Origin of the sequence: Nitrosovibrio sp. Nv4 (assembly GCF_900215485.1) — a bacterium.
GTDB lineage: Bacteria > Pseudomonadota > Gammaproteobacteria > Burkholderiales > Nitrosomonadaceae > Nitrosospira.
The window spans coordinates 1,214,396-1,240,128 of sequence record NZ_OCMZ01000002.1; the positions used below are offsets into that span (position 1 = coordinate 1,214,396).

26 protein-coding genes are annotated in these 25,733 nt (G+C 53.0%); 9 read left to right on the plus strand and 17 right to left on the minus strand.

Translation table 11 applies throughout. The features are described 5' to 3' along the window. Positions 1–22: 22 nt before the first annotated feature. Genes CRO05_RS13875 through coaBC form a run of 3 tightly spaced genes read right to left on the minus strand, consistent with a single transcriptional unit; the run spans position 23 to position 2,131 of the window. On the minus strand, positions 23–466 hold the full coding sequence (locus tag CRO05_RS13875; protein WP_235001447.1) for a DUF192 domain-containing protein: 444 nt from the start codon (positions 464–466) through the stop codon (positions 23–25). Then, positions 466–915: a dUTP diphosphatase gene (gene dut, locus CRO05_RS13880; RefSeq protein WP_097067716.1), complete on the minus strand. Its 450-nt coding sequence runs from the start codon at positions 913–915 to the stop codon at positions 466–468. The genes CRO05_RS13875 and dut overlap by 1 nt, the downstream gene beginning before the upstream one ends. 10 nt (positions 916–925) lie before the next feature. Further along, positions 926–2,131 (minus strand): bifunctional phosphopantothenoylcysteine decarboxylase/phosphopantothenate--cysteine ligase CoaBC, encoded by a 1,206-nt coding sequence (gene coaBC / locus CRO05_RS13885; RefSeq protein ID WP_097067997.1) that lies wholly within the window; start codon positions 2,129–2,131, stop codon positions 926–928. A 145-nt stretch (positions 2,132–2,276) separates the two neighbouring features. On the opposite strand from coaBC, the gene radC reads away from it, so the two are divergent. The 3 genes from radC (at position 2,277) to rpmG (ending at position 3,448) form a co-directional block, all read left to right on the plus strand. Next, positions 2,277–2,951 carry a DNA repair protein RadC gene (gene radC, locus CRO05_RS13890; protein WP_090879205.1) on the plus strand — a complete coding sequence of 225 codons (675 nt, stop codon included), beginning with the start codon at positions 2,277–2,279 and terminating at the stop codon, positions 2,949–2,951. A 61-nt stretch (positions 2,952–3,012) separates the two neighbouring features. Next, entirely contained in the window at positions 3,013–3,249 is a 237-nt protein-coding gene (gene rpmB, locus CRO05_RS13895; protein ID WP_097067998.1) for a 50S ribosomal protein L28, read from the plus strand. Between the two features lie 43 nt (positions 3,250–3,292). Further along, positions 3,293–3,448, plus strand: coding sequence for a 50S ribosomal protein L33 (gene rpmG / locus CRO05_RS13900; RefSeq protein WP_090879207.1), 156 nt, complete (start codon positions 3,293–3,295; stop codon positions 3,446–3,448). A 135-nt stretch (positions 3,449–3,583) separates the two neighbouring features. Here the strand turns inward: rpmG and CRO05_RS13905 are convergent, their stop codons facing one another. From CRO05_RS13905 to CRO05_RS15940, 5 genes are all read right to left on the minus strand, one after another. Further along, positions 3,584–4,753: a fatty acid desaturase gene (locus CRO05_RS13905; RefSeq protein ID WP_097067717.1), complete on the minus strand. Its 1,170-nt coding sequence runs from the start codon at positions 4,751–4,753 to the stop codon at positions 3,584–3,586. A 230-nt stretch (positions 4,754–4,983) separates the two neighbouring features. After that, positions 4,984–5,577 (minus strand): cysteine hydrolase family protein, encoded by a 594-nt coding sequence (locus CRO05_RS13910; RefSeq protein WP_097067999.1) that lies wholly within the window; start codon positions 5,575–5,577, stop codon positions 4,984–4,986. Positions 5,578–5,617: 40 nt separating this feature from the next. Continuing rightward, positions 5,618–6,082, minus strand: coding sequence for a DUF2269 domain-containing protein (locus CRO05_RS13915; RefSeq protein ID WP_097067718.1), 465 nt, complete (start codon positions 6,080–6,082; stop codon positions 5,618–5,620). A 57-nt stretch (positions 6,083–6,139) separates the two neighbouring features. After that, a complete protein-coding gene (locus tag CRO05_RS15935; RefSeq protein WP_235001448.1) occupies positions 6,140–6,649 on the minus strand; it encodes a DoxX-like family protein in 510 nt (169 codons plus the stop codon). Next, positions 6,598–7,431, minus strand: a complete 834-nt coding sequence (locus CRO05_RS15940) for a complex I NDUFA9 subunit family protein (protein ID WP_235001449.1) — start codon at positions 7,429–7,431, stop codon at positions 6,598–6,600. The genes CRO05_RS15935 and CRO05_RS15940 overlap by 52 nt, the downstream gene beginning before the upstream one ends. Positions 7,432–7,607: 176 nt before the next feature. Between CRO05_RS15940 and CRO05_RS13925 the strand changes: the two genes are divergently transcribed. The 4 genes from CRO05_RS13925 to CRO05_RS13935 all read left to right on the plus strand — a co-directional run bounded on the left by CRO05_RS13925 (position 7,608) and on the right by CRO05_RS13935 (position 10,695). Further along, the gene (locus tag CRO05_RS13925) at positions 7,608–8,072 is read left to right on the plus strand and encodes a hypothetical protein (RefSeq protein ID WP_200814409.1); all 465 of its coding nucleotides are present in this window, start codon (positions 7,608–7,610) and stop codon (positions 8,070–8,072) included. 253 nt (positions 8,073–8,325) lie between these two features. After that, positions 8,326–8,859 carry a DUF421 domain-containing protein gene (locus CRO05_RS13930; RefSeq protein WP_097067719.1) on the plus strand — a complete coding sequence of 178 codons (534 nt, stop codon included), beginning with the start codon at positions 8,326–8,328 and terminating at the stop codon, positions 8,857–8,859. A 219-nt stretch (positions 8,860–9,078) separates the two neighbouring features. After that, positions 9,079–9,465 (plus strand): hypothetical protein, encoded by a 387-nt coding sequence (locus CRO05_RS15355; protein WP_143860940.1) that lies wholly within the window; start codon positions 9,079–9,081, stop codon positions 9,463–9,465. A gap of 69 nt (positions 9,466–9,534) precedes the next feature. After that, complete coding sequence (locus tag CRO05_RS13935; RefSeq protein WP_097067720.1) at positions 9,535–10,695, plus strand: zinc-dependent alcohol dehydrogenase; 1,161 nt, start codon at positions 9,535–9,537, stop codon at positions 10,693–10,695. Between the two features lie 151 nt (positions 10,696–10,846). Here CRO05_RS13935 and CRO05_RS13940 read toward each other — a convergent pair whose 3' ends face one another. Together CRO05_RS13940 and CRO05_RS13945 are read right to left on the minus strand one after the other, a co-directional pair. Continuing rightward, on the minus strand, positions 10,847–11,281 hold the full coding sequence (locus CRO05_RS13940; protein ID WP_143860941.1) for a hypothetical protein: 435 nt from the start codon (positions 11,279–11,281) through the stop codon (positions 10,847–10,849). Positions 11,282–11,686: 405 nt separating this feature from the next. Beyond that, entirely contained in the window at positions 11,687–12,331 is a 645-nt protein-coding gene (locus CRO05_RS13945; RefSeq protein ID WP_235001450.1) for an SGNH/GDSL hydrolase family protein, read from the minus strand. 591 nt (positions 12,332–12,922) lie between these two features. Between CRO05_RS13945 and CRO05_RS13950 the strand changes: the two genes are divergently transcribed. After that, on the plus strand, positions 12,923–16,693 hold the full coding sequence (locus CRO05_RS13950; protein WP_235001451.1) for an NAD(P)-binding protein: 3,771 nt from the start codon (positions 12,923–12,925) through the stop codon (positions 16,691–16,693). A gap of 337 nt (positions 16,694–17,030) precedes the next feature. Here CRO05_RS13950 and CRO05_RS13955 read toward each other — a convergent pair whose 3' ends face one another. The 5 genes from CRO05_RS13955 to rtcA all read right to left on the minus strand — a co-directional run bounded on the left by CRO05_RS13955 (position 17,031) and on the right by rtcA (position 22,110). Then, positions 17,031–17,978 carry a YihY/virulence factor BrkB family protein gene (locus CRO05_RS13955; RefSeq protein ID WP_097067723.1) on the minus strand — a complete coding sequence of 316 codons (948 nt, stop codon included), beginning with the start codon at positions 17,976–17,978 and terminating at the stop codon, positions 17,031–17,033. 243 nt (positions 17,979–18,221) lie between these two features. Beyond that, positions 18,222–18,611, minus strand: coding sequence for a hypothetical protein (locus tag CRO05_RS13960; RefSeq protein WP_097067724.1), 390 nt, complete (start codon positions 18,609–18,611; stop codon positions 18,222–18,224). Between the two features lie 474 nt (positions 18,612–19,085). Further along, entirely contained in the window at positions 19,086–20,573 is a 1,488-nt protein-coding gene (locus CRO05_RS13965) for a tyrosinase family protein (RefSeq protein ID WP_097067725.1), read from the minus strand. Between the two features lie 4 nt (positions 20,574–20,577). Next, complete coding sequence (locus tag CRO05_RS13970) at positions 20,578–20,820, minus strand: tyrosinase family oxidase copper chaperone (RefSeq protein WP_097067726.1); 243 nt, start codon at positions 20,818–20,820, stop codon at positions 20,578–20,580. A 249-nt stretch (positions 20,821–21,069) separates the two neighbouring features. Next, positions 21,070–22,110: an RNA 3'-terminal phosphate cyclase gene (gene rtcA / locus CRO05_RS13980; protein ID WP_097067728.1), complete on the minus strand. Its 1,041-nt coding sequence runs from the start codon at positions 22,108–22,110 to the stop codon at positions 21,070–21,072. Between the two features lie 263 nt (positions 22,111–22,373). Here rtcA and CRO05_RS13985 point away from each other — a divergent pair, with 263 nt between their 5' ends. Next, the gene (locus tag CRO05_RS13985) at positions 22,374–22,652 is read left to right on the plus strand and encodes a DUF504 domain-containing protein (RefSeq protein ID WP_097068001.1); all 279 of its coding nucleotides are present in this window, start codon (positions 22,374–22,376) and stop codon (positions 22,650–22,652) included. Positions 22,653–22,810: 158 nt separating this feature from the next. Here the strand turns inward: CRO05_RS13985 and CRO05_RS13990 are convergent, their stop codons facing one another. Together CRO05_RS13990 and CRO05_RS13995 are read right to left on the minus strand one after the other, a co-directional pair. Continuing rightward, the gene (locus tag CRO05_RS13990) at positions 22,811–23,116 is read right to left on the minus strand and encodes a hypothetical protein (protein ID WP_097067729.1); all 306 of its coding nucleotides are present in this window, start codon (positions 23,114–23,116) and stop codon (positions 22,811–22,813) included. A 154-nt stretch (positions 23,117–23,270) separates the two neighbouring features. Next, entirely contained in the window at positions 23,271–25,718 is a 2,448-nt protein-coding gene (locus CRO05_RS13995; RefSeq protein WP_097067730.1) for a VIT and VWA domain-containing protein, read from the minus strand. Between the last annotated feature and the right edge of the window lie 15 nt (positions 25,719–25,733).

Below are 25,733 nucleotides of genomic sequence, written 5' to 3' on the forward strand. Positions count from 1 at the left end.
AAACCCGCATTCGCGATTCCGTTTATTCTGCTGTCGGCACTTTCTCAAGACCCGTAACCCGCTCACCTGGCTTCACGTTTCTTGCCGCAAACCAGCCCCGATTCACCTCAACCGCGTATTTCGACGCGCCTGCGGAACGATGCGCCGTCGCCGTGCGGGGCATCATGTCCTCAATGTTGAGAATCACCCCCTTTTCATCAAGAAAGGCAACGCTCAGCGGTATGTCGGTATTCATCATCCACATGCTGTGGCGTCCGGGCTCGGAAAATACAAACAGCATCCCGTTGTTTTCACCCAGCGACTGGCGGTACATCAATCCCTGCGAGCGGGAAGCTTGAGTATGGGCGACTTCGACAGAAAGCGAATGGCCTGAAATCCTGAGTTGGCGCACCGGCATTTCTGCGCTCATTACTACGCTCGCTGGCATCGATAAAAGAAAAAACAGAAACACTGCAAGGGTGCGCATCAGTGCTTGCCCGTGCTGCCGAAGCCATTCGCGCCGCGATGACTTTGCTCAAAGTCATTTACTACGTTGAAACCGACCTGAACTACCGGCACGACCACCAGCTGCGCAATACGCTCCAGCGGATTCAACAGAAAAGGAATACGTCCTCGGTTCCAGCAGGACACGAAAATCTGTCCCTGGTAATCGGAATCGATCAGCCCGACCAGGTTCCCCATCACGATACCGTGCTTATGTCCCAGGCCAGAGCGAGGAATCACTATCGCGGCAAGTCCTGGATCGCCAAGATGAATGGCGATACCAGTAGGGATGAGATTAGCTTCCCCCGGTTCTATGGTCATCACATGCTCAATGCAGGCACGCAAATCGAGGCCAGCGGAGCCTGGAGTGGCATAAGCGGGCAACTGATTTTTAAGGCGTGGGTCGAGAATTTTTACGTCGATTTTTAACATGCCGGTTACGTCAAGGCTTTTGCTGTTCAAGCAGTAATGCAATGTGTTTAATCAAGCGCCGCGCCTGCTCGATTTTCGGCGCTTTCGATAAATGATGTTTGCCTGAATCGTCAAACAGCGTCAGCGCGCAGTCCTCGGCGCCAATAGCTTCCTGAGCCAGATTGGCGGCAAGCAGCGGCAGCTTTTTTTTGCGCCGCTTGGCTTCAGCATTTTTCTCGAGATTTTCTGTCTCTGCGGCAAAGCCTACACAAAAGGGCGGATTAGACAGGCCTGCCGCAAACTCCAGAATATCGGGGTTCGGAATAAGTTCGAGCGTAATATTATTGTTGGTTTTCTTTGTTTTCTGTTTACTGGCACTTTTAATACGGTAGTCTGCTACTGCCGCGACACTTATAAAAACATCGGCATCCAAAAGCTCTTTTTTTACCGCCGCCAGCATATCCTCCGCACTGACCACGCCGACGAGCTTGGCGGTTGGAGGGGCTTCCAGACAAACAGGGCCCGAGATGAGGGTGGCCTCTGCCCCCGCTTCCAGCGCCGCACGGGTTACTGCATAACCCATTTTTCCCGAACTCAGATTGGTGATCCCCCTGACTGCGTCAATCGCCTCGTAAGTAGGTCCGGCAGTGATGAGTACACGCTTGCCTTTCAACAGCTTGGGCTGAAAAAAAGCACGCATCGTTTCAGCGAGTTCATGTGCTTCAAGCATACGGCCCATACCGGTTTCGCCACACGCCTGGGCGCCACTTGCCGGACCAAGTATCAATACCCCATCACGCCGCAGCATACTCAAATTGCGTTGAGTCGCGGCGTTTTCCCACATTTGCCGGTTCATGGCCGGCGCGATCAGTAGTGGGCAATCACGCGCAAGGCACAACGTCGAGAGAAGGTCATCAGCCAGGCCATTGGCGAGTTTGGCAATAAAGTCGGCGCTGGCAGGGGCAATAAGAATAGCGTCCACGTGGCGGGAGAGATCAATATGGGCCATGCTGTTGGCAATGCTCGTATCCCACAGGTCGGTGAATACCGGCTTGCCCGTTAACGCCTGAAGCGTCGCCGTGCCTACAAAACGGCCGGCAGACTCGGTCATTACTGCCTGCACATCGGTGCCGCCATGTATTAAAAGACGAGCCAGCTCCGCAGCCTTATACACCGCCACCCCGCCGGTCAACCCCAAAAGCAGGCGCCGGGATCTCGGTAAGGCCTCTTCAGCCATAATCATAAAATCATTTCTATAAAAACGGGAGTTTAACCTAAAACTGGCGTTTCTTTACAGGAGTGGCGCACTTTGCCGTTAACCATGGTGAATCCTTACATTCCAACTTCGATTCTTATCTCTTATCAATATTCCACATTCAACCATGGCGATCACAGACTGGCCCGAATCCGAGCGCCCGCGCGAAAAACTTTTGAAAAACGGAGCGGCGTATCTTTCCGATGCAGAACTCCTGGCGATATTCCTGCGTACAGGTATGGCGGGGAAAAGCGCAGTAGATTTGTCGCGGGAACTGCTGAAGCGTTTCAACGGCTTGACAGGACTGTTCGCCGCAGACCAGAACGCGTTTTGCGAAGTACCGGGAATGGGTCCGGCAAAATACGCACAACTGCAGGCGGTATTGGAAATGGCGCGGCGCGCGCTGGAAGAAAAACTGAAAAGTGGCGATACCATGAGTTCACCAGGTTCAGTGCGCGACTATCTGCGTCTCAGTCTTCAGGGAAAAAAACATGAGATCTTCGTCGCCATTTTTCTCGATGCGCAGAATCGCACTATCACGACTGAAGAATTGTTCAACGGCACCCTCACCCAGACCAGCGTATATCCGCGCGAGGTGGTGAAAAGAGCGCTGCATCATAACGCAGCGGCCATAATCTTCGCACACAATCACCCTTCCGGTATTGCGGAGCCGAGTCAAGCTGACGAAATCCTGACTCAATCTCTAAAACAGGCGCTTGCACTGGTGGATGTGAAAGTGCTGGATCATTTCATCGTTGGTAGCGGGGCAGCCATGTCATTTGCCGAGCGGGGATTGATTTGATTTGAGGAATGCCCGAAGTCGGGATATAATATTCGTTTTTTGGATTTTGGAGTGGATGACCATGGCACGAGTATGTGAAATCACCGGAAAGAAACCGATGACCGGACACCATGTTTCTCATGCTAACAACAAGACAAAAAGGCGCTTTCTACCCAATTTGCAGCACCGCCGATTCTGGGTTGAAAGCGAGCGCCGCTGGATCAGCCTGCGCTTGTCTAACGCCGCGTTGCGTACCATAGACAAGAATGGTATTGACGCGGTGCTGGCTGAAATGCGTGTACGCGGCGGCAGCATCTAACAGCCGGAAACGGTATTCAGGCTTGGGAACATAAGGACATATCATGAGAGAAAAAATTAAGCTCGAATCTTCGGCGGGAACGGGTCATTTCTACACCACCACCAAGAACAAGCGTATCACTCCGGAGAAAATTGAAATTCTGAAATTCGATCCGGTAGTACGTAAGCACGTCAAATACAAGGAAACCAAGCTCAAATAGAAACAGCAGCTTTGTAGCTATGCTGATGGGAAGAGATGCAAGCAAGAAAGCAAGCAGCCTGAAGTACAAGACCCAACCCAAACAGAAAACCCGCCATCGGCGGGTTTTCTGTTTGTTAAATCCATTTATTCTTTCTCACGCGTAGCAGCGTAACCTGCGGGAGAAGTTTTCCAGTACTTCGATGCCGCTTTCCTCGGCACGATGACACCAGTCCTCCAACTGCTTGACCAGTTCATCTTTCGAAGTCGTCGAGCGTTGCCACACCGCCATAAGCTCTTCACGCATTTTATAGACCTTGTCGAGCCTGCTGGTCTTGCTTAGCACCAGGTTCAGCTTGGCACGCTCGTCCTCTTGCAGGGTCTTGGAGTCGGCAAGTACCCAGCGCCTAAGGGTAGAGCGATCTACGTCAAGATTTGTAGCCGATTCCTTCAGATGATCAATTTCCGTTGCAAGGGTATGCTTGAGAGATTGGGCGTATTTTGCCAGCACTTCGTAGCGATGAGAAATAACAGCTTGTAGCGTATCGAGATCGCACTTTGTCTTGGCGGCATCCAGGCGCAATTTTGGCGCAACCTTCTTCACCTGGGCCAACCCCATTGATTTCAGAATGCATATATACATCCAGCCGATATCGAACTCATACCATTTATTGGATAATCGCGCGGAAGTCGCATAAGCGTGATGATTGTTATGCAATTCCTCTCCACCGATCAGAATCCCCCATGGCGAAATATTGCGGCTGGCATCCTCTGCCTGGAAATTGCGATAACCCCAGTAGTGTCCCACGCCGTTGATAATACCGGCGGCCATGATGGGCGCCCATGCCATCTGTATTGCCCAGATCGTAAGCCCGATGGGGCCGAACAGAACAAGATTGATAATCAGCATCAGTGCGATGCCCTTGGCGCTATGCCTGGAGTAGACATTGCGCTCCAGCCAGTCGTCCGGAGTACCATGGCCATATCTTTCCAGGGTCTCCAGGTTCTTGGCTTCTTTGCGATAAAGCTCCGACCCTTCTCTTAGCACCTTGCTGATTCCAAGCACTTGCGGACTGTGAGGATCGTCGTGGGTTTCGCACTTGGCGTGATGCTTGCGGTGTATCGCCGTCCATTCTTTGGTGACCATGCCGGTAGTGAGCCAAAGCCAAAGGCGGAAAAAATGGCTGGGCAAGGGATGCAGATCAAGCGCGCGATGAGCCTGATGACGATGCAGATATATTGTGATACTGGCAATGGTAATATGGGTAAACGCCAGGATGACGACGATATAACCCCACCAAGGTAAGTCGATAAGACCCAAAGTCATTTTTTGCGACCTTTTAGAATAAACACCGGAGAGAAAGGATACGGATTACCGGAGAGAAGGATACGGCAATTTAAAGCTAATCGAGCGTTTAGTCAAGAAATTATGTTCGTTCCAGACAGCTTACCGTGCATGCGAATATGAGGATAATGGTACTGACCTCGCGCTTCCTAAGTACAGCGTACATACAGGGGCAAAGCGAACGATGTTCAAGGGGTCACGGGGGGCGCTTATTATTCTTTTCTGGCAACAATTAATTGCTCGAAGTCGATCTCCATCGAGGATGTGGTGTCTGCCTTTAACGTCCTGCGCATCTGCCCAAGGGCGTCAGTATGCCTGCGCTTGGCTACCGCAGCACAGCAATCGGACGGAACCAGAATTTCGAAGCCGCGGAGATACCCGTCATTGGCGGTAAAGAGGACACAGGAATCTGTGGTCAAACCGCAGAGTACCAGTTTTTTGGTACGCAGACTTTGAAGCAGAAGATCCAGAGGTGTCTGGAAAAAACCCGAGTGCCTTGGTTTGAGGACAAAATAATCATCATGATGAGGTGCAAGCTCACGTGCTATGGGAGCTCCCAATACGCCGTTTCTTATACAACGCGTGACCAGATGCTTGAAATCCGACTGCCACTGTCCGAAATTATCATTCACGTACAGACAGGGAACACCCCGTTTTTTTGCTTCAAGTTTAAGCCGTGCGATGTTCCGGGCCATGGGTATAGCGTACTCAACGAGTTTTTCGCCTTCCTCAAATTCAAGATCATTGATCACGTCTATCAAAAGGAGTGCAACAGGACATTCGTGAAGTACGCAATTGTCGTTCATGGCACCATAGATGATTTGCAGGCATGCCGTTGACACCCGCTCATGCCGGCTTCGCCACCATCAAATAAAACACAATAACAAGCGCAACGAATGCAGGAATACCAAGTGCAATCCACAGCCGGAAATAGCGCCAGTACAGGGCGGGCAACTCGCTCTCGCTTCTGCTGGCGTGGGACGCCAAATGGTGCATTCTTATTTGCAGCCATACTACCGGTACCCAGCAGGCCCCCGCGAGCAGATACAAGCCGGTCGACCACATTATCCATCGGCTTGTCAGAGGGATACCCGTTAGATAGACGAGATAAAAGCCTGTGAGGGGTTGGATAACCATTGTCGTTGCGGTGAACGCCCAGTCGGCCGTAACAACGTTTCTCGCAACGGCAGCCATGATCGGCGGGTTTCTTGTCAAGCTGGCAAAAAAGAAGTAATAGGCTGTGCCTATGCCCGTACCGAAGAGCAGTGTTGAAGAAAGGATATGAAGCCACTTTGCGATAATATAATCCATTATCCCGAATCCGGCAGTTGGGCGGAATGGAGCGTGCGATTGTTTTTGCGGTGCAGGTTAGCTGCTGGATTCAGGATCATGTTTCTCCAACTCATACAACAATAAAATGACCGCGAGAATAGGCAGATTTTTTATCAACGGACCGAAAGGGTGCAGCCAGAACTCCGGAAGAAAAAAGGTAATGGCCACTGTATAAACACCAATGAGGGTCACCTGCGCGATCCAGAGAAGCTTTCGGCGCCGCAGGAATAGCGTTCCCAGCCCGAAAGCGATATCGAGCGCAGCAGCCCCATAGAGCGCTACAGGCGCAAAGCTGCCGGTAATTCCTACGCGGGCAAGCAGGGCATAGCTTTCGTCCACGGGATAAATCCCCATTGATACAATTCCCGCCACCAGCCACACTGCTGCGATCGCAATGCGCAGCACAAGCTGCAGCCAGCCCAGGAGCGCGGATATTCGTAACGCCTCCACACCCCATCGGGACGTAAACTCGCTCACCGGTCGAGGTTCGCGGCCTAAAAGCTCCCGGGTAGGTCCCGCATCCGCCGTATTTCCTCGCTGAAGCATTTCCCAGCTCTCCACGTCGAGCAAACCCTTCCCCAGCCGCTGACCGACCTGCGCAGTAATGTCAATGAGAACCAGGGGGTAGGTAGAAATATGCCGTCCCCCAACCCCATCAGTCGCCGCAGTTCGCCCAAGTACTCCCTCAAGGAGATGGGTTTCGGACCGACAAGAGGAATACGTTGACCCAGATATCGATCAGTATCGACTAATGCCGCTACTGCCTGGCTAAGATCATCGATATGAATCGGCTGTATTTGCTGATCGCCGGACCCCGGCAAAGGAATGACCGGCAAGCTTGCAATGAGGTTGAAAAGTCTGGCGCTCGCCCCACCTGGTCCATACACGAGCGAGGGTTGAACCACCACCGCCTTGTTTGGCAAGGCAAGCAAGGCATCGTCGGCGGCTTTTTTGCTGAGATGATACCGGCTGCGCGCCCCTTCATCCGCACCGAGGGCCGATATTTGCACAACTTTGACGCCCATCGCGGCGCAAGCGGCAAAAAGCGCCTGGGGAACGCGAGTGTGAAGTGCATCGAATGTTTGCCGTCCATGCTCCCGTAATATGCCTACCGCATTTATCACCACGTCTATATCCTCGAGTCGCGCCTTCCAGGTGTCTATATCGAAATCGCGAGTGTAGTCGACGCGGATAAAAGTAAACCGGCTCAGATTTCCCCGCGGCGGAGATTTCATTGCGCACACGATTTCATGTCCGGCGTCAGCCAGTACCGCGACCACGTGGCTGCCGATAAACCCACTGGCGCCCGCAATCAATATGGTCGGCATTGTCGGGTAGCTTGAATTCGCATGATTACGGGACGAAGGAAATGAATCGACCAGAATTTTTTTTAGCCGGATAGCATCGCAAGATCAAAATAAAGTATAGTTTCAGCATGGCCCGCCCGCGAAAAACCTGGAGTCAAGCAGTTCGTAATGCTCTGATCTCGGGTGCCGTTGCTAGCGTGGCTTCAACCATTTCGCTTTCGATTCTGGGTAAGGTTGAATTAGGCGAGTCGGCCGCCCCGGTTAACGGTCCGAGCCAATGGATATGGGGAAGGCACGCACCTTACGAGAACCGCTTCAGTCTTAGATATACCATTGTCGGCTATGCCATACATCATGCGGCCTCCGTCTTTTGGGCAATCTGGTATGAGAAGCTTCGGCAACGCTTCTCGCCCCCCCAAAGCGCCGCAGCCGTGCTGGCCCCCGCTGTCGCGACTACCGCCGCAGCTTACGCCGTCGACTTTCACTTCACACCCAAACGACTGACACCCGGGTTCGAGAACCGTCTGTCCAAGCGCTCCCTGCTCATGGTTTATGGAACTTTCGCGCTCGGGTTAGCCGCCGCAGCCTTAGCGGACCGCTATCGCGCGCCCCGCGCCAAAACCAGGAAGATCGTCAAAAAAAGATTGCTCCCCATCCGCTGATCAGTCGAAAACCGATCCACTGTTTACCCTGGTATCGCGTTTAGTAAAGCGGACGCAGCCAACTCACAGTCAACTGTATCAGCATGTATTTCCCTCCAGTTACTCTACCCAAAGATAAAGACGTCCAACTGTGCGTTACCGTACTGAACGGATTTAACCAAGTTCCTACTGTTCTTATGTTCAGCTTCCGCTGTCCGGACATAGCCGCACCCGCGATTAATCTCACATGATCTTTCTCCGCTAATGCCAAGGCATGATTGACTGGTCCAAACTTTTCAGTTTTTCAGTAAATCCCGCCGAAATCGTTGTGCGGGGAACGGTCATCTACTGGTTCATATTTTTGCTGTTCAGATTCGTGCTTCGCCGCGACATTGGGGCTATCGGCGTTGCGGATGTGATGCTGCTCGTGCTCATTGCCGATGCAGCCAGCAACGGCATGTCCGGCGGATACGATTCGGTAACCGACGGCTGTATTCTTATTGCCACCATTGCCGGATGGAATTACTTCCTGGACTCGATGAGCTTTCATTCCGAGGTCATCCGTTCATTGGTTCAACCACCTCCGCTGGCGCTTGTAAGAAAGGGCAAGCTGCAGCGTAAGGCCATGCGTCAGGAACTTATTACCCTGGAAGAATTACAGTCAAAGCTGCGTGAACAAGGCATCCAGAATTTGGATGAAATAAAAATTGCCTACCTTGAAGAAGATGGGGAAATAAGTGTAGTGCGCAATGATGGACAGGAACCCGAGCAGCCTCCTGGACAATCAGCAAAAAAAAAGGTTTTATAGTGGCGCAGCCCCGGTTGTTTTCGCTGGAACTGCAAATCCGAATGGAAATCGTATGAGCGGGTAATATGGCGGAAATTTATTTCTTCCCGGCCGGCATTCAAAAAATTGGCAGCTTCCTTTTCCACGTTTCCGTGATTTCCTGCGTGCGATGCCGCACCGAAAATGAAAAAACCAGTACGTAAAATTCTTTTTCGATCGCTAAACCTTTTAGGAGGGGCCATGAAACTCTCTTCAATATTTACGGTTCAGTCGTTGGTAATCGCCGGTGCCTTTTTTCTGGGGACGGGTTCGATTCATGCTCAAGTTACACCGGGCCCAGGGGGCTCGATCGTCGGCCAACCCCCGGGACAAGGCGGCTCAGGACAAAGCGGTTCGGTCATCGGACAACCGCCGTCGGGACCAGGCAGTCCGACACCAGCTCAACCTTTGCCCGGACAGAGCGGTTCCACGCCAGGTCAACCGGGGTCCAGATCAACGATAGGAAACGATCCGGTGAGGGATAAACTGGACAGGACAAATAGAGAAGCCGCGGACCTCGACCGTGATGGCAGGATAAGTCCAGACGAAGCTTCCAGAATGCCGCCAGGAACACCTTTGCCGAGATAGCGCGGCCTCTCAGGTCCAGCGCTATTGCCTGACTGGTTCTGGGAAGAAACACTGCAAAGGAGAATCCCAATGCGTGCACTGACCTATCATGGAAGTTACGATGTTCGCGTTGACACTGTACCGGATCCGATACTTCAGGATCCGGATGACATCGTTCTGAAAATCACTGCTACCGCGATCTGCGGTTCCGATCTACATCTTTATCGAGGCAAAATCCCGGAGCTCAAAGACGGTGATATCCTGGGTCATGAGTTTATGGGTATCGTGGTCGATACCGGATCCGAGGTTACGACGCTACAAAAAGGCGACCGGGTAGTCGTGCCGTTTGTCATCGCCTGCGGCCAATGTTTCTTTTGCGAGAGGCAGTTATTTTCCTCGTGCGAGACAACAAACCCGGACCGTGGCGCAATCATGAACAAAAAGAGCGTACGTTCAGGCGCGGCGCTATTTGGCTATACTCACCTGTACGGGGGCGTACCGGGGGGCCAAGCGGAGTATGTCCGGGTGCCAAAAGCCAATGTGGGCCCCATCAAAATCCCGCAAACACTGACCGATGAGCAAGTCCTGTTCTTGAGCGATATACTGCCGACAGGATATCAAGCGGCAGTTAATGCGGATATCGGCCCGGGATCGACCGTTGCCATTTTCGGAGCCGGCCCCGTCGGTTTGATGAGCGCCGCCTGCGCCCGCATGTTAGGGGCGGAAACAATTTTCATGGTAGACCATCATCCGTATCGGCTCGAATTCGCTCGTAAAACGTATGATGTTTTTCCCATCAATTTTGATGAAGTCGATCCGGCGGAAGTCATTATCGAAAATACGTCATCCAGGGGTGTGGACGCCGCTATCGATGCAATAGGTTTTGAAGCTAAAGGCAGCGCAATCGAGACCGTAATGACCAACCTGAAGCTCGAAGGCAGCAGCGGCAAAGCCCTTCGCCAATGCATTGCCGCAGTTCGCCGGGGAGGTACGGTCAGCGTACCGGGAGTTTATGCCGGATTCATACACGGGTTCCTCTTTGGCGACGCTTTTGAAAAAAGCCTGATATTCAAGATGGGCCAAACTCATGTGCAACGGTTCCTGCCCGAGCTGCTGGAACATATAGAATCCGGCAAGCTGCACCCTGACGTCATCATCACCCACCGTATGCCGCTTGCTGAAGCCGCTGCTGGCTACAGGATTTTCGACAAGAAAGAGGACGACTGCCGCAAGGTTGTTCTGACGCCGTAGCATCAACTGATGCACATCATCCGGTTCACACCGGAAACCAGCCTTCAGTCTGGGACTGCTAATCTCCAGCGGGCTTGCGGTTCACTCCCTGAATGCTCATTTCCGGCTAAGCAGAAACACGTACTTAGCCGGATGCATGGTTGTCGGTTTTCTATTTGCCGCCGCCTGAGCTGCTGCCACCCGTTGTCCCACCTGTCCCCGCATGACCTGCTTTTGAATCAGTACTGCCGCCCAAAGTACTTTGCGAGCCGCTGCCCCCTTTATTCTCTCTAAGATTGCTGAAACCCTTATCTCCAGTTGACCCGCCTAAAGAACTACCTTGTGGTGGCGTTGAGCCGCCGGAACCACTAGCCGCTCCACTTCCCGAACTGCCGCTCCTGCTGCTACCCAAGCTTTTTTCCGTGCCGCCCCTTGTCGGATTGTCCATGGTTCCGGAATCAGCCGCACGAGATCCTGCTTTTGATGCTCCTGACATATCCTTTCCGGACGTGCCGCCTTCGGCATGAACAGCTCCCGCCAATCCAAGCGCCAATGCGGTAGCGGCCATACAACAGGTTTTTTTACTTACTATCGATAGGATTCTCATTCCTGGCTCCTCGTGGTCAATTAATGGAGAATAAAATGCAAGGCCCCTGCTTCATAACTTCAATTCTTATTTTCATTTTGCTGTCGTTAGAACCGGAGAACGAGTGCATCCTAGGTGGCAAAACCACTTGGCTCTGTTCGGAAGCATACATAGCTGTTGGAGATCCGTTCAGGTAACGCAAACCTGGAGATAACCAGCCAACAGCATTTTCGTTTTACACAGCGGAATGAGCGAATGCCGGCACAGAGAACGAAGGGCGAACAGTTCCGGTCGGATTAAGGCGGCTCTTCGTCGGGAAAGTATTCCGGAAGGCTGGGGTCTGGCTCTCACAGGAAAAGCCATAGGCACCGGATCAAGTTCTTCCCAAGGTTCAAGCACTTCCGGGACCCGATGAAATCAAATTCGTCATTTGCGGGCTGCCTTCAGCACGGCCGGCAGGAACACGGCACGGACTTCCGAGGCACCCCGTAGGCTCGGCTCTATCGTCCCCGTGAACCAGGAGGAGTCGCCGCCCAGAAAATGGCGGTGCACATCAACGAGCCGCCCGTAACGGGGGGCAAGCTCTGCAATGACCGCGTTTATCCGGTTCAAGTTGGCTCGGGCAATGCGTGCATCGACAGCTAAAAAATTGCGGGAATCATCACCGAACGTCGGGTCATAAACGTTGCCGAGCAGAACTGGCCGCACGGGGAATGTGTGCAGGAACGCATCCAGTCGCTGTCGAAACCGCGCGATTCCACCCCCTCGGTCCGCCGCAAGGCTGACGAGGAGATCGTTGCCGCCGACTGTTACCAATGCGACCGCCGATCCGGTCACCGAGACCCCTCGTGCTTGCTGAGGGAGATCATCGACTTGACCGCCGTCCCGAGCACGATGATCGAGCTGTGCGGGAACGAACGACGACAGATCGCGGCCCTTGAAATCGGGGAATAGATAGTCATCATTACGGACGATCAGCTGCCCCGGATGTACGCCATACTCGTTGTACCGGCCGCAGTCGAGGATCGAATCTCCCAACGTGAGGACTGTGAACACGCTGCTCGACGACATTGAGTCTGGTGTCCTCCATGCCCCCAATGACATTATTGCGGCCCCTGCGGCCAGCGTCTGCAGGCATCGGCGACGCTTAACCGACTCAAGCCCATCCTTTCTTGCTGTTGTCCTGAACAACACTCACTCCTCCTATAGAGGACATGTTTCCTGCATAGAGCGGCGGTACAACGCGAGGGCTCCCCGTCGCAGTGGTTCCCCGCTGCGCCCACCATCGGAGCAGCTGCGATGAAATGTATCCGCGCGAGGTTCCAGGCAATCGAGCGAACAGAGGCCCGGGCAACAAGGCGGCTCGGCTCGGCTTTCGGGGTACGGCATCCGCGGCTAAGACGGTTGTGAATGTTCGTTATCGCACAGTAGCACCCCTTGAAAACCTTGATCATAGCAGTGCCGTTCGTTGTCCACTCGGTAAGTACAGCATGGCCAGGTCAGTGACCGAACTTGAGACACGATCGGCAAGTTCCTATCGGAAAGCTTATTTAGATAACTATTATTCAGATGAACGCGGCTTACAACAAAATATTTCGTTCTTATTGGCAGGCAGGTTACGAAGGTGCGGATCACATCAATATCTCAGGTGTGCCCATATCCATGAATAACGCCACGAAACATACGGATCTTGCGTATGACGATTATTTATTGCTGAAGGATTTTGAAATCGGAACCATACGCGAGAGCGTCGGCTGGCGATCGGTCGAAAAAGATGGATGTTTCGATTTTTCACCCATCGAAAAACGTGCCCGCGCAGCTCAAGAGCTTGGACTACAGGTCATATGGACGTTATGCCATTACGGCTGGCCAGATGATGTTGATGTCTATTCGCCTGACTTTGTAGACCGGTTTTCGCTGTATTGTTACCGGGTGGTGGATTATCTGGAATCGTTTTCATCAGTTGATACTGTTTCTATCTATTCACCGATTAACGAGATTTCCTTTCTGAGCTGGGGCTGGGTCAAAAATCGCCTCATATGTCCGAATCCTGCTGCAAATGACGGCGCTGAATTGAAACGCCAACTGGTGCGCGCCACCTTGAAGAGCTGCGAAGTAATCTGGGAAATCAATCCTTCGGCACGCATTCTTCATTGCGATCCCCTGATACATGTTGTTGCACCGCATGGCCGGCCCGAGCTTATAGATCAGGCAAGGGAGCATCGTGAGTCCCAGTTCGAAGCCTGGGACATGCTCTGCGGAAACCGGGATCCGGAATTGGGGGGTGCTCCCCATTTCCTGGACCTGATCGGGCTTAACTACTATCACAGTAATCAATGGCAGATCGATCACACTGATCGGTGGCAGCTAGGCCGCAGCCTCTCGTGGCATCTGGATCATCCGCGTCGCCTCCCTTTATACAATCTCCTGAATGAAGTTTATCACCGCTACCGGCGGCCGATGATACTGTCTGAAACCAGCCATGTTGGAAGCGGCCGGGGCGCCTGGGTTAAAGAAGTGGCTCAACAAGCGGTGATGGCGCGGAGACTTGGCGTCGATCTGCACGGGATCTGTTTGTATCCGATTGTGGACCGCCCGGACTGGGATGACCTTCAGCGATGGCATAAAAGCGGCCTGTGGGACGTTAACACCCAAGGGGAAAAAGAGAAACACTATCAGCGCATCTTGTCGGAACCCTATGCCGTTGGATTACGTGATGCTCAGCGCCTGACAAAAAGCCTTTTTTCACATCATTTTTCGACTCAATCCCCACCGACCATTCAAGGAGTTCCAATGACGACAATTATCGTTTTTTCCCACCTGCGCTGGGATTTTGTGTATCAACGGCCACAACATCTCCTCTCAAGACTTGCCGAGAATTACAAGATTGTTTTCATTGAAGAGCCGATTTTTCATGAGCATGACAGTTTTCTTGAGACCTCCGAGCCGGGACCAAACGTAATCGTACTCAGACCTCATACACCCGTTGCCGCGTCTGGTTTTCATGACGAGCAATTGCCGCATCTGATCAAGCTGATGCGCCAATTCATCGTTTTGGAAGAAGAACATATTGCATGGTTCTATACACCCCTGGCATTACCGCTCTTGCAGGAATTGCAACCTGCTCTGGTCATCTACGACTGCATGGATGAGCTCGCTGCCTTCAAGAACCCCCCAAAACAGATGCTTCAACGAGAAAACGCGTTGCTGAAAGTCGCCGATCTTGTGTTTACCGGAGGCCCCAGCCTTTATCGCGCAAAGCGCGGACGTCACCCGAATGTCCACTGCTTTCCCAGCAGTGTCGATACCGTGCACTTCGAACAGGCGCTCGACCGAAGCAATACCCATCCTGCGCACGAGGAAATACCCGGCCCCAGGCTCGGCTATTATGGCGTCATTGACGAGCGGATCGATATGGAACTTATTGCCCGTATTGCCGATGCCCATCCGCGGTGGCAGATCGTTCTGGTAGGCCCGGTTGTAAAAATTGACCCCGCCTCGCTGCCACAACGCCATAACATTCACTATCTGGGGCAACAACCTTATAAAGCGCTACCCCATTTTCTCGCGGGCTGGAACGTGTGCCTGCTGCCCTTCGCGTTAAATGAATCGACGCGCTTCATCAGCCCCACCAAAACGCTGGAATACATGGCAGCCGAATTGCCTATTGTCAGTACGCCCATTACTGACGTTGTTGACCTGTATGGTGAAGTGGTATCGATTGCGGCGTCGCCCCAGGCTTTTATCAAAGCCTGCGAGGATTCGTTATTGACAACTCCCGAGGAGCATAAACGAAACATCATCAGGATGAGAGAGCTGGTATCGGCAACATCGTGGAATACGACAGCGGAAAAAATGCACGAACTGATGCAATTCACAAGCGCTCAGAAAGAAGAGTCAATGAGTGTTGCACGGTCTCAGATGGGACAGGATGCACCTATCCATCGTTCGGCTCAGCCTGAGCCGGCGGAAAACAAAAAGTGCGTTATTATCGGCGCGGGACCCACGGGGCTTAGCGCAGCCTATCATCTTGATGAAGACACGCTCTTGCTGGACAAGAACCCTACTGTCGGCGGATGGTGTCGCTCTATCCATGACAAAGGCTTTACCTTCGATCACGCCGGTCACATCATGTTTTCAAACGACGCTTATGTTCAGCAACTCTACAAAATTCTGCTCGGCAACAATGTTCACTGGCAAAACCGTGAAGCCTGGGTCTACAGCAAAGGTGTACATACCCGTTATCCGTTCCAGGGCGCCCTTTACGGCCTGCCGCCGAACGTCATCAGAGAGTGCATTGTCGGGGCAATAGAATCGCGCTATGGGATGTCGAAAAATTTGGAATCCATAACTGCGGGGACTTGTCAGGCGATAGATGGCGCAGCCGCGATTCTATCCGATTGCTGCGCTGACGGGACCCTGCCTGACTCCGGGAAAACGTTTTCGTATGAAAATGCGACGGCGGCGAAAAACAGATCTGAAAATTTCGAAGAATTCATTTACAGGATGTGGGGTTCAGGCATAGCGAAGCATTTTGCAATACCCTACAACAAAAAACTCTGGACAGTGCCGTTGACGGAAATGGAAACATCCTGGCTTGGTGGCCGGGTGCCCCTCCCTGATCTGGAAGAAATCATTGATGGGGCACTTCAGCCCGTCGCCAAACCGATGGGGCCTAACGCACGCTTTGGCTACCCTTTACGCGGCGGTTTTCAAGCGATGATGTCCGGTTTTATTCCCCATATCAAAGGCGCTATTGAACTGAATGCCGACGTTGCCCGCATATCGCCAGACCAGCATTTGATTACGCTTCGTGATGGACGGCGTTATCGGTATGAGAATTTGATCAGTACGATGCCGTTGCCCGAGTTGATTCGTCGTATGGGAGACGAGGCGCCCCCACCAATCACAAAAGCGGCAGCAGCGCTACGTTACGTCTCGGTGCGCTGCGTCAATCTTGGTATCGGCCGGGAGAACATTTCGGACAAGCATTGGATTTACTATCCGGAAGATACCATCTTTCACCGCGTCTTTCTCCAAGGAAATGCAAGCCCTGGTTGCAATCCGCCGGGCGGGTTTGGCCTGACATGCGAGATATCCTACTCGCCAGCCAAGCCTCTTCCAGTAGACGGCCAGGATTTGATCGACCGGTGCGTAGAAGACTGCATCAGCGTCGGCCTATTGACCCATGGCGACAAACTGATAACCGCGAATCTCGTAGATATGCCATATGCGTACGTCGTATATGATCACGTCAGGAAGCAAAACGTGGAAATTGTTAAAAGATGGCTCTCGGAACGAAATATCATCTTGTCCGGCCGCTATAGCGAATGGGAATATTACAACTCGGACCATGCTTTTCTAGCGGGAAAAAAGGCGGCGGACATGATTAAAAAATTGAAGCCAAGAGAAAAAGTGTACGTGGCGGAATAAGTCGAAATCTGTCTCGATATGATAATAGACGCCCACATCAACTGCGCTGGGGACGGCTTGCCGGTGATTGCGACAAACGTCGGCGGCGTGATGATACTGTTGTCGAAGTAGGAGGTACCGGGTTGCTGAACGGTATCGGCGACTTGAAGGGAATGGCAAATAATCATGCACCTTGATGTCAGATGAATCCATGCGAACTGAAATGGGAAGGCAGCCCGAAAACGGGTTGAAGATAAGTTTAAACTTATCGATAGCACCAGCCAAACATGGGGATTATTGAGGACCCTTGCCCAAGTTGGAAATTTGAGCGAGCGAAGTGTCGGGCAAAACTGAAGTTTTAATGGAAAAGGCTCGTCCGACGGTCTTCGATTCCCCCGTTTTTCATTGCATCACTCCTGCCCGGCTCAATTCCAGTTGGCGTTTCAGGGAGACTCTGCTCTCTCCTTGATCCATGAGCGTGGGAATATACCCATGTAAATTCAGCCCCGAGTAAAAATATCTGGGCGGAGTAATATACCCAAACCAGCACAACCACCAGTGAACCGGCAGCACCAAATCCTGAGCTAACCGCGCTTTTCCCGATATAAACACCAATCAGAATCTTGCCCACGGTAAACAATAATGCGGTAACGGCGGCTCCCGCCCAGACATCCTCCCACTGAATCTTCACCCGTGGCATGAATTTGTAAAGCATTGCGAATACAGCAGTCATAAGGGCAAAGCTGAAGACGAAATTCACCCAGGTTGCCAGTATTTCAAGATCTGCAAAGAACGGCCCCCACCATTTTCCGAGCGCAGCCACCACAGCGCTGAGTACAAGAGATACGATCAGCAAAAAACCGATTCCCAGTATTATTCCAAACGACAGCAATCGCGACCTGATCAAGCCCCATATCCCCCCTTTCTTATCTTTGCCAGGCGCGCGCCAGATACGGTCAAATGCGTTTTGCAACTCGCCAAATACAGTTGTGGCGCCAATCAGCAACAAGACGGTTCCAATGACTGTGCCCGCCACGCCCTCTTCCTTGTCGCTCACGCTTTCAAGTAAGCCCTGCACTGCCAGCGCCCCCTCCTCACCCATCAAACCCCGCAATTGGCCGAAAATTTCTCCGCGCACGGCCTCTTCTCCGAAGACCAGCCCAGCGGTTGAAATGACAATCAATAAAAGCGGCGCTATCGAAAACATGGTGTAGTAGGCGAGCGCTGCCCCCATGCTTGGCGCATAATCATCGATCCAGGACGAAAAGGAAGCTTTGACCAGAGCCCATACTTGTCTGATATTCATACAACTCCCCTTCTTCTTATCGCTCCGGGTTGAGATAGAAATACGAACCGCAAAAGCAGCGCCTCATCACTACGATCACTGCAAGAGCAAACCCATTCTGGACTACGATACGGAGAACGATTGCAGCGGTATGTGCCGCGTTGTACAAGCCACTTGGAACACTTTTGAGCATTTTGTTAAGCCCTTGCTTGTTCATGACTTTATGAATCAAGACACGCCTCCGATTAGCAACGATGGCCAGGGCTAATAGCGTCCAAAGGGGTCGGGGCCGGATCCCTCACTGGTTTCCCTGGGATCTCGATCAATGATGGATCCAGTGCCCGGCTTATCCTCGCGTTTTTCCTGCTTATTGCTGGAGCGATCGGCACCTTTCTTTGCAGCTTCGCTTTTGTCAGGCTCACCCTTTTTGATAATGCTGTATTCCTGCCCTGAAGGCGTTTCTCCAGGATTGTATTCACCCCCCGGCGCGGGTGGCGACTGTGTGGAGGTATTGTTCCCCACTGGGGTGCTCTGGGCATGGACGATGCAGGATGCAGAAAGAGCCAGAATCAGCCCTGCGACACTAAACGTCAGCTCAATGACGAGAGGCAAAGAATTCGGCGGTACCTTTCCTGATATTGAAGAATGGTTCATGTGGCTTCCCTGATCTGTACAGCAATACCGCTGTTTGAAAAAGATACTTCATACCCAACGACTTTTCAGTGCGCTACCACACGGCGCGACCGCAGAGCAGATAAATGCCAGGGACGATGGTTCCCGCGTTTCTTCCGTGCACCTGATTTCCCAGATAAAACGCGAGTGTATGACTTCATCAAGCCAATTGAGGATCGGAACCGAGTCCTCGGAGATAAGCGTATATTCGGACAGACAAAGGTTTCGCGCGCGTTGATGTCCAGCCATTCGGCAGTCCGCCCCCTTGCTCCCCTGCTTACGTCATATAAGCTTGTGATGGAGTAAACTTGGGAGCCATCTTCTGTCCTGATGGGCTTGTGATCGGCCATCATCGAGCGGCAACCTGCAAGACAGATGAGCGCCCAAAGCCAACACGCTTTTCATCGGTTTTTATTTTTTTGGCAGTAGGCAGTCCGCAGCCCGCCGGAAATTTTGTCAGGCTCTAACCGAAATACTATAGGCACCCGTCCCGCTTGGACTGTAATGTCTTACCCGCGCAAAGTACGTACCAGGGGCCAGACTGATTGCGATTCTCGAGTTGGCGCCCGGACCGCTATCATCATCCTGTGCGATGAATGTGGCTGGATTATCGGGACCAGATAATGTAACGAAGCAGTCCGTGCTGCCAGCTGTTTCGATTATGTGCATGCCGGACGTAGCGACTGTAAAAGTGTACATGTCCCGCTCGTTCGGAGCAGCGATGGTTCCCTGCACTGCCGGACCGTTCACCTGGATGGTTTGAACACCCGGCTGAGTTGCCGATCCCCTCACCGAGATACTGTAACCACCGACCGATGAGCTGCTGTAGTGCCGCACGCGAACGTAATATGTCCCCGACCCCAGGTTCCTTGTAATCCGCGAATTCGTTCCCGGTCCGCTGTCATCGTCTTCAGTAATGAAGGTCGCCATATTGTTTGGCCCATAAAGGGACGCCACCACATCCGTTGAGCCCTGGGTCTCAACAATATAACTTCCCGGTGCGGTTACCGCGAAACTGAAAACGTCAACCTCGCCTGCCTGGGCTATCGAAGCGGCTGCAGGAGCTGCATCAATGGTAAGTGCCACCACCTGCGGCGTTTCAGGCTCTTCATTGTCATACGTGTAATCAAGCGCATGATGATCGAGAACGCTTCTCGGTGTTGGCGGCGTCGCTTCCTCGTCCCACGGGGGCATCGGATCGTCCAGGCCGTGGCCGGCTACCACGTTGGGGGTACCGCTGGCCGGCCTGTAGTCCTGGCTGGGGTTTTCCCTTTGCCATTCGGCCCACAGCCGGTCGATGTTGCAATGATGCAGCCAGAACACAGGATCATTGGGAGATGACATTGCCATCATCGACCCTCCGACCCACATGTGTCCCGGGTTGTGAATAACCCCTTCAAGTCGGTTTCGAAAACTCGTGTTCATGCTGCTGCCGGAATTCCAGGGTGAGGAATCATATGGAACTACATTTTTGGCAGCATCCACTGCGGACTGGGTAGGCAGAGATCCCATGGCGCCGAACGCGCGGGTTAAGAAGGGCGTAGTATCGCCCGGGTCCAGGACGGTAAGGTTCCATTCCCCGGTAGAAAAAGCGAAGGGGCCGGTCGTCACCCGTTGACTACCGCCCGTTCCATTTCCCCCCATAAAGTCCGCATTCCAAATTGAGGCGGTAGCCGTCCTGTCCACTGTCCAGTCCCAATAAGGGATAGAAACACTGGGATCGATCTCCTGGAGCGCGCGTTCAAATCGAGCAAGATATTCCCGGTGCCACGGCAGGAAGGCCGGCCCTCCATGAGCGGGATCGTTGGGGCTGGCAAGAAAAGCGGCGCGGTGCTGGGCAACGAATATGTCATAGTCGCCGCTTGCCTTCAGCGCTTTTACCGCAGCAACGAATGCGGATTTCTCGGATGGCGTCAGACTGGACTGGTTCTTTCGGATTCCCATGTCGTTATTCCCCCGCCTGTTTAGAGTCGATAATTTTTTTGGCTAAATCCATCGGTGAAGGCTGAGGGTCGAAAGCAAGGCCGGATGCAATAAAAGCACCAGCCGCATTTCGCACCATGAAAACCTTCTCTCCCTCGATGAATAGTTCGAGTCCCTCCGGGCCTCGGCCTTCTGTCGCCGTTAAAGCATCTTCTCCTGATCGGACAATAATCTCACGGCCTCTATAATTTTCACGCTGCTCCGCCATTTTTTTTCCTCGTAAATTTGATATTCCAGCCAGGTCAAATACCAGTGCGTTCGAATGAGCCAGCATTTTTAATATAGTCTATTTCATTAAAAATGCCAGGTGTGCCATCGCGCTGATTTATCCATAGGTCGGACTGTTGCGCGAGCGGCAAATAGCAGATGTGGGTATATGAATCTGCCGTATGAAAGATAAGTAGACTGGTGAGATCGGATACAGCAACGTAACCCTTCATCATCCATAGCCGCATTGCTAATCAAACCCATTCGGCTCCGCCTTGATACGAACCAGACTCCCTTCCCGGCTAACGCTAAAGCGGATCGGCAGGAACTGCTCCAGTAACCAGATAGTAGTGGCAGCATGAGACGAAAGGCTTCTTGCGAGAAAGCAGGAAGCGCCTCCAGCCAGCGCGAGATAGATCAGCACCTGATCGGCAGCATGTATGTCGAGGGTCGCTCCTGATAAAATTTCTTCCCGCAGAAGTTGTCCCGCCACAGATCCGAGCCGCTCGGCAGGCACTCCTCTCTCCGCTACGGCGGAAGCAGCCAGCCTGGTGTGTTCCATATATGCATTCAGGAGGATTGCTCCACCCATACCGATCGCTTTATCGACGCCTAATATGGCAAGGTCGATAGCTGGTGTGGGAAAAGCTGAAAGTTCCGCCAGTGCCGAACCCGCCATTCTCTGGACAATATGGGCTGGCATATTGGAGATATGCGCAAAGCCGCGAATTTGAGTAAGGCTTCCCGGCGCATCCAGGATCAAAGGTCGAAGGGACGGAGAGGGTTCCACCTCCACCGTTACGTACCCTCCTCCGCGCGGATAATATCCTCGCCACAGCAGGTCGATCTTTGCCCTGACGCCCATACCGGATAGCAATGGCAGCAGCACATAGCGGAAATAATCCAGCGGCGGCGCAGCGCGGACATCTGTACCTCCGACGATATTCATCCGCAATGGCTCACCGCAAACCATGGCAACGGGAAGCGCTGCCTGAAGCACCAGAGTGATACTCCCCGCGGTGCCGATGGGGAAATCGTACTGGCCACCGCGCAACGGACCGGGACGAAAACTGATTTCCCGGGACTTGACCTCCAGCCCTTCCGCCTCCGCGCCGCAAAGCGCGGCTACTGCCTTGACTGCGGTAAGATGCTGCGGTGCAAGACCGGGATTGCTTCGTTTGGCCCGGATGTTGTAAACATGGACAGGTTGACCGGTAATTGCCGCAAGCGCCACCGATGTACGAAGCAGTTGCCCTCCGCCTTCTCCATATGAACCGTCGATGTCTCGCATGCCGAGCCTCTTACCTGATATTGCGACCAGGAAAAAACATGTTTTCGGGATCGAAGAATTTAATGTAGCATCAAATAATGAACAGGTCGGATAACAGTAAGGTTTTTGGCCGATGGAGCAGTTGCGGGTTTGTGACAGGGTACGAGCATTTGAGTGATCGCATCGCGGATGTATGGCGAAGTGCCTGATCGAATGCGGTCGCGTGCGCCGTCATTGATGACTGCAAAAAAAAGATGGTGGCGGTTCACATGCGAGGAGCTTTCATGATCCCCATTCAGGAATTACTCAATCGGATTCGCTGGGATGATTCATTCGCAAAAGGGGATTTTGTGATCGGATACTACGATCGTGTAGATGAGATAGTCATCCAGGTCCCGCTACATCAGATTCACTTTACTCCAGGGGACCATTTTTTCTTTCAGGTCACAGACCGGGATGGCCGCATTCACGAGATTCCCTTCCACCGGGTCAGGGAAGTCTATAAGAATAAGGAGTTAATCTGGCATCGGGATCTTAAGGATCAGACAGATAACGACACTTGACGTTTGCTCAGGCGGGGATTGGGTCGGTCGTTTGGACGAGACCAATCCTGAAATCGTTCATGTCAACTACAAGTGTCCGCCAGCCTGCCAGCTGATGACGTCCGTGGCGACACTAACACACACATAAATATTTCTGTACTGGACCTGCTCAATAACTCCTAATAACGGTAACCAGGGTTATATCCATCATTTCCATGTATTGCCGGCGCATTGGTGGCATAGGGATTGTTAGCGCTGTCATTGCTGTAGCGGCTTCCATATTGTCCATGGGGATTATTGATGGAGTCCTGGCTGTATTCACTTCCGTACCGGCCATACGGATTACTTACCGAGTTAGGGTCGTAAGGATTGGCGCTCAGGTTTCCCAGGTATTTGCCGGTTTGCCGATCTCCGAGTTGCGGCGGATCAGCTTGAGCGATTCCGGAAATTAGAACCGCAAGCAGAGCCGGGATGATGGGTTTCATAATACGCCTCCTCTTTAATTGTTTAATTTGTTGGTTGTAGCGTCTCACCATGTTGCTCACCGGAAAACAAAGAGAATTTGGTGCGGGAAACGGGTCTGCCCATCCAATGTCTCCAGCGCATCACTGAATCAAGAACCTCCGTCGGTTTTGCGCATCAGACGGCGGCTTCTTTCTCTTTCAACTGGGTTTCTTTTCGCAGCTTTTCCATCGCATAGATCCGATCAGGCCAGGTATCTCCAGTCATCCCATCCAACGAAGCCACCATTTCCTCCACTAGCAGAGTATCCACATTGGGACGGCCAACGCCGAGGTTTGTCGCAAACGAATCCTTCACCCCCTGCGGGATCAAATTAAGGCCCTGCAGAAGTCCGGAGGATTTGGTCAAGGATTCATGGATGCTTCGCTGCGACATCACATACAGAAATGCTTTGACCACGATTTTTTCGGGCAGCGATTGAGTATCCACGCCCATCACCAGTTCCAGCCAATCTGTCAACCATGCACCGAGACCGATCTGGCGCAATTCGATGTAGGTCTTCGGCCAGTCTGTCATGGGGGCGATGCGCAGCCATTCGCTCAACCCCAGGGGAGTCAGTTCCGAGCCGGACCAATAGTGCCGCTTCGTGCGGTCAATGATGTGGTCGCGCTTGTGCTGCAATGCAGCGGTATTCGCGTGAGCGCCATATTCGAACGACAATGCATTCTGAGCTACCTTGGTGCCGCGCGCATCGACATCGCTCCAGTCCGGGGAAACAGCTGATTGATATTCGGTAATGCCGGCCCCCAGGTAGGGTCCACCGCGAGAGAACATCACTGACCCTGTCACTGACCCTGTGCCGCCCCATCCGGCAGGAACCATCTGCCTGACCTTGTAAAGATCAGGCATATCGGCCGGCTTATATTCTCCGGCTCGCTGATGCACCAGCAGAAAACTGGTCTGGTCAGTTACCAATTGATAGGCAACCCCCAATTGCTTCGCGTCCGGTGGTACTCCGATCATCGAATTCGTTTCAATGGATTGCAGCCTCACGGAAGCAACCAATCTCGACAAGGTGTTATCAGGTTCCACAACTGCCGCGAACGTGGCACAACCGATCTCTTCTGGTACGCCTCCCGCTGAACGAGTGCCTAGCAGGCGCACATCGCCGCCCGGCACTTGCGACACCTCACTGAAGAAGGCGAATACATTGACTGTATCCCCATCAAAAACCGCTGCATCGAGGCGCGACACCCACTCGGGTTTTGAACCCCCGGGCCACACGACATTCAAGTCCGTCAATCGTGGCGAGCGCAAGCGCGCAAACATTCGTGACACCGCAGGCTCCACCGCTTCACCCGGGGCCACGAAGTCACAAGCGCCAAGGGTGGCTTCCGCCAGCCGATGCAAGTGGCTTTCCGCCGGACTGCTGCCAATACCGACCACGAACACTCGATTGCCCGAGGCTTTCGCGGATTCAACCGCGCTGTCAATGGCACTGATCTCACCATCTGTCAAGATGAGGACGTCGCCAGGCACAGTTTGGGCAAGTCCGAACGTCAAACGCAGCGCCTCTTCCATTTCGGTGTCGCCCAAATTGGCTTGCAGACCAGCAACCCAACGTTGAGCCGCTAACTGGGTGGTTTCTGTTACCCCCCAGAGACCGCGCGAGCGATGCTCAACAGTGCTGCCGAATCTTGAGAGCGAAAAAAGATCACCTTTGTCCAATTGATGAATAATGGACTGCAAGGCCCCTTTGGCGGCCTGGATGCTGTCGCCTTCCATCGAGCCGGAGCAATCCACCAGAATCTTGACGGCAATAGCCGTCGAGCCCGATGCAGAAATACGCGGACAGAAGCTCGCCAGCGCCGCCACGCCCTCCGGTTCAACAAAATCGCGAGCCAGGATGGCTGTGGAGTCCTGGGTCAGCTGGTCAACGATCAGTACGAAATCGCGATCAAGCGTCCCTCGGTGCGCCAGCGATATCGTCAATATGGTATCCGCCCCGGTCGAACTGCGGGAAATACCGATGGAGTGGCTGGGTGACGCCACTTGCGCACGCGCCAGTTCGCCGTGCAGGCTCAATTCAATATCGAATGGGTATTCAGCCAATAAATCGCTTACTGGCGCCTGATGCGGTTGCATTCCGCCGTCGGTGACGGCGTCGCCGTACCGTGGCGCGATAACTGTCGGGATCAACAGGCGCAGGCCGCGCTGTTCAAATTGCAATGTCTGCGCGTAGCGCAGCTTGATTACACAATTCTCTCCCGCCGCCAGATTGCCGAGGTTCAGGCTGTAGCTGCAATCGCGGTTCTTCTCCAGCATGACAGCCGCGTTGCCCTCCGAGAGCGCCTCCTCATAGCGGACTTCGGCCTGATTCTTTTCGATGACCGAACCAGCCAGGTGCTGATCTCCCAACTGGACATCAATGCCCAGCAGGACTGCACCCCAGGGCAAGGGAAAACTGTAGACAATCTCGACGTTCTTTCCGCTGGAATTGCGAAACCGCTGTTCCACGCTCATTTTCAGCATCAAGCCCCGCACTTCGCCTGTCGCTCGCACACCCTCGAGCATCATGGGTTCGCCATGTCTTGTTTCCAGACGTGGATGGCCGTACTGATCCATTTTCTTCTCCCTTTT

Coding starts and splice junctions, on each gene's coding strand:
- CRO05_RS13875 (WP_235001447.1), bottom strand. CDS start 466: ATGCGCACCCTTGCAGTGTTTCTGTTTTTTCTTTTATCGATGCCAGCG.
- dut (WP_097067716.1), bottom strand. CDS start 915: ATGTTAAAAATCGACGTAAAAATTCTCGACCCACGCCTTAAAAATCAG.
- coaBC (WP_097067997.1), bottom strand. CDS start 2,131: ATGGCTGAAGAGGCCTTACCGAGATCCCGGCGCCTGCTTTTGGGGTTG.
- radC (WP_090879205.1), top strand. CDS start 2,277: ATGGCGATCACAGACTGGCCCGAATCCGAGCGCCCGCGCGAAAAACTT.
- rpmB (WP_097067998.1), top strand. CDS start 3,013: ATGGCACGAGTATGTGAAATCACCGGAAAGAAACCGATGACCGGACAC.
- rpmG (WP_090879207.1), top strand. CDS start 3,293: ATGAGAGAAAAAATTAAGCTCGAATCTTCGGCGGGAACGGGTCATTTC.
- CRO05_RS13905 (WP_097067717.1), bottom strand. CDS start 4,753: ATGACTTTGGGTCTTATCGACTTACCTTGGTGGGGTTATATCGTCGTC.
- CRO05_RS13910 (WP_097067999.1), bottom strand. CDS start 5,577: ATGAACGACAATTGCGTACTTCACGAATGTCCTGTTGCACTCCTTTTG.
- CRO05_RS13915 (WP_097067718.1), bottom strand. CDS start 6,082: ATGGATTATATTATCGCAAAGTGGCTTCATATCCTTTCTTCAACACTG.
- CRO05_RS15935 (WP_235001448.1), bottom strand. CDS start 6,649: ATGCTTCAGCGAGGAAATACGGCGGATGCGGGACCTACCCGGGAGCTT.
- CRO05_RS15940 (WP_235001449.1), bottom strand. CDS start 7,431: ATGCCGACCATATTGATTGCGGGCGCCAGTGGGTTTATCGGCAGCCAC.
- CRO05_RS13930 (WP_097067719.1), top strand. CDS start 8,326: ATGATTGACTGGTCCAAACTTTTCAGTTTTTCAGTAAATCCCGCCGAA.
- CRO05_RS15355 (WP_143860940.1), top strand. CDS start 9,079: ATGAAACTCTCTTCAATATTTACGGTTCAGTCGTTGGTAATCGCCGGT.
- CRO05_RS13935 (WP_097067720.1), top strand. CDS start 9,535: ATGCGTGCACTGACCTATCATGGAAGTTACGATGTTCGCGTTGACACT.
- CRO05_RS13940 (WP_143860941.1), bottom strand. CDS start 11,281: ATGAGAATCCTATCGATAGTAAGTAAAAAAACCTGTTGTATGGCCGCT.
- CRO05_RS13945 (WP_235001450.1), bottom strand. CDS start 12,331: ATGTCGTCGAGCAGCGTGTTCACAGTCCTCACGTTGGGAGATTCGATC.
- CRO05_RS13950 (WP_235001451.1), top strand. CDS start 12,923: ATGAATAACGCCACGAAACATACGGATCTTGCGTATGACGATTATTTA.
- CRO05_RS13955 (WP_097067723.1), bottom strand. CDS start 17,978: ATGAATATCAGACAAGTATGGGCTCTGGTCAAAGCTTCCTTTTCGTCC.
- CRO05_RS13960 (WP_097067724.1), bottom strand. CDS start 18,611: ATGAACCATTCTTCAATATCAGGAAAGGTACCGCCGAATTCTTTGCCT.
- CRO05_RS13965 (WP_097067725.1), bottom strand. CDS start 20,573: ATGGGAATCCGAAAGAACCAGTCCAGTCTGACGCCATCCGAGAAATCC.
- CRO05_RS13970 (WP_097067726.1), bottom strand. CDS start 20,820: ATGGCGGAGCAGCGTGAAAATTATAGAGGCCGTGAGATTATTGTCCGA.
- rtcA (WP_097067728.1), bottom strand. CDS start 22,110: ATGCGAGACATCGACGGTTCATATGGAGAAGGCGGAGGGCAACTGCTT.
- CRO05_RS13985 (WP_097068001.1), top strand. CDS start 22,374: ATGATCCCCATTCAGGAATTACTCAATCGGATTCGCTGGGATGATTCA.
- CRO05_RS13990 (WP_097067729.1), bottom strand. CDS start 23,116: ATGAAACCCATCATCCCGGCTCTGCTTGCGGTTCTAATTTCCGGAATC.
- CRO05_RS13995 (WP_097067730.1), bottom strand. CDS start 25,718: ATGGATCAGTACGGCCATCCACGTCTGGAAACAAGACATGGCGAACCC.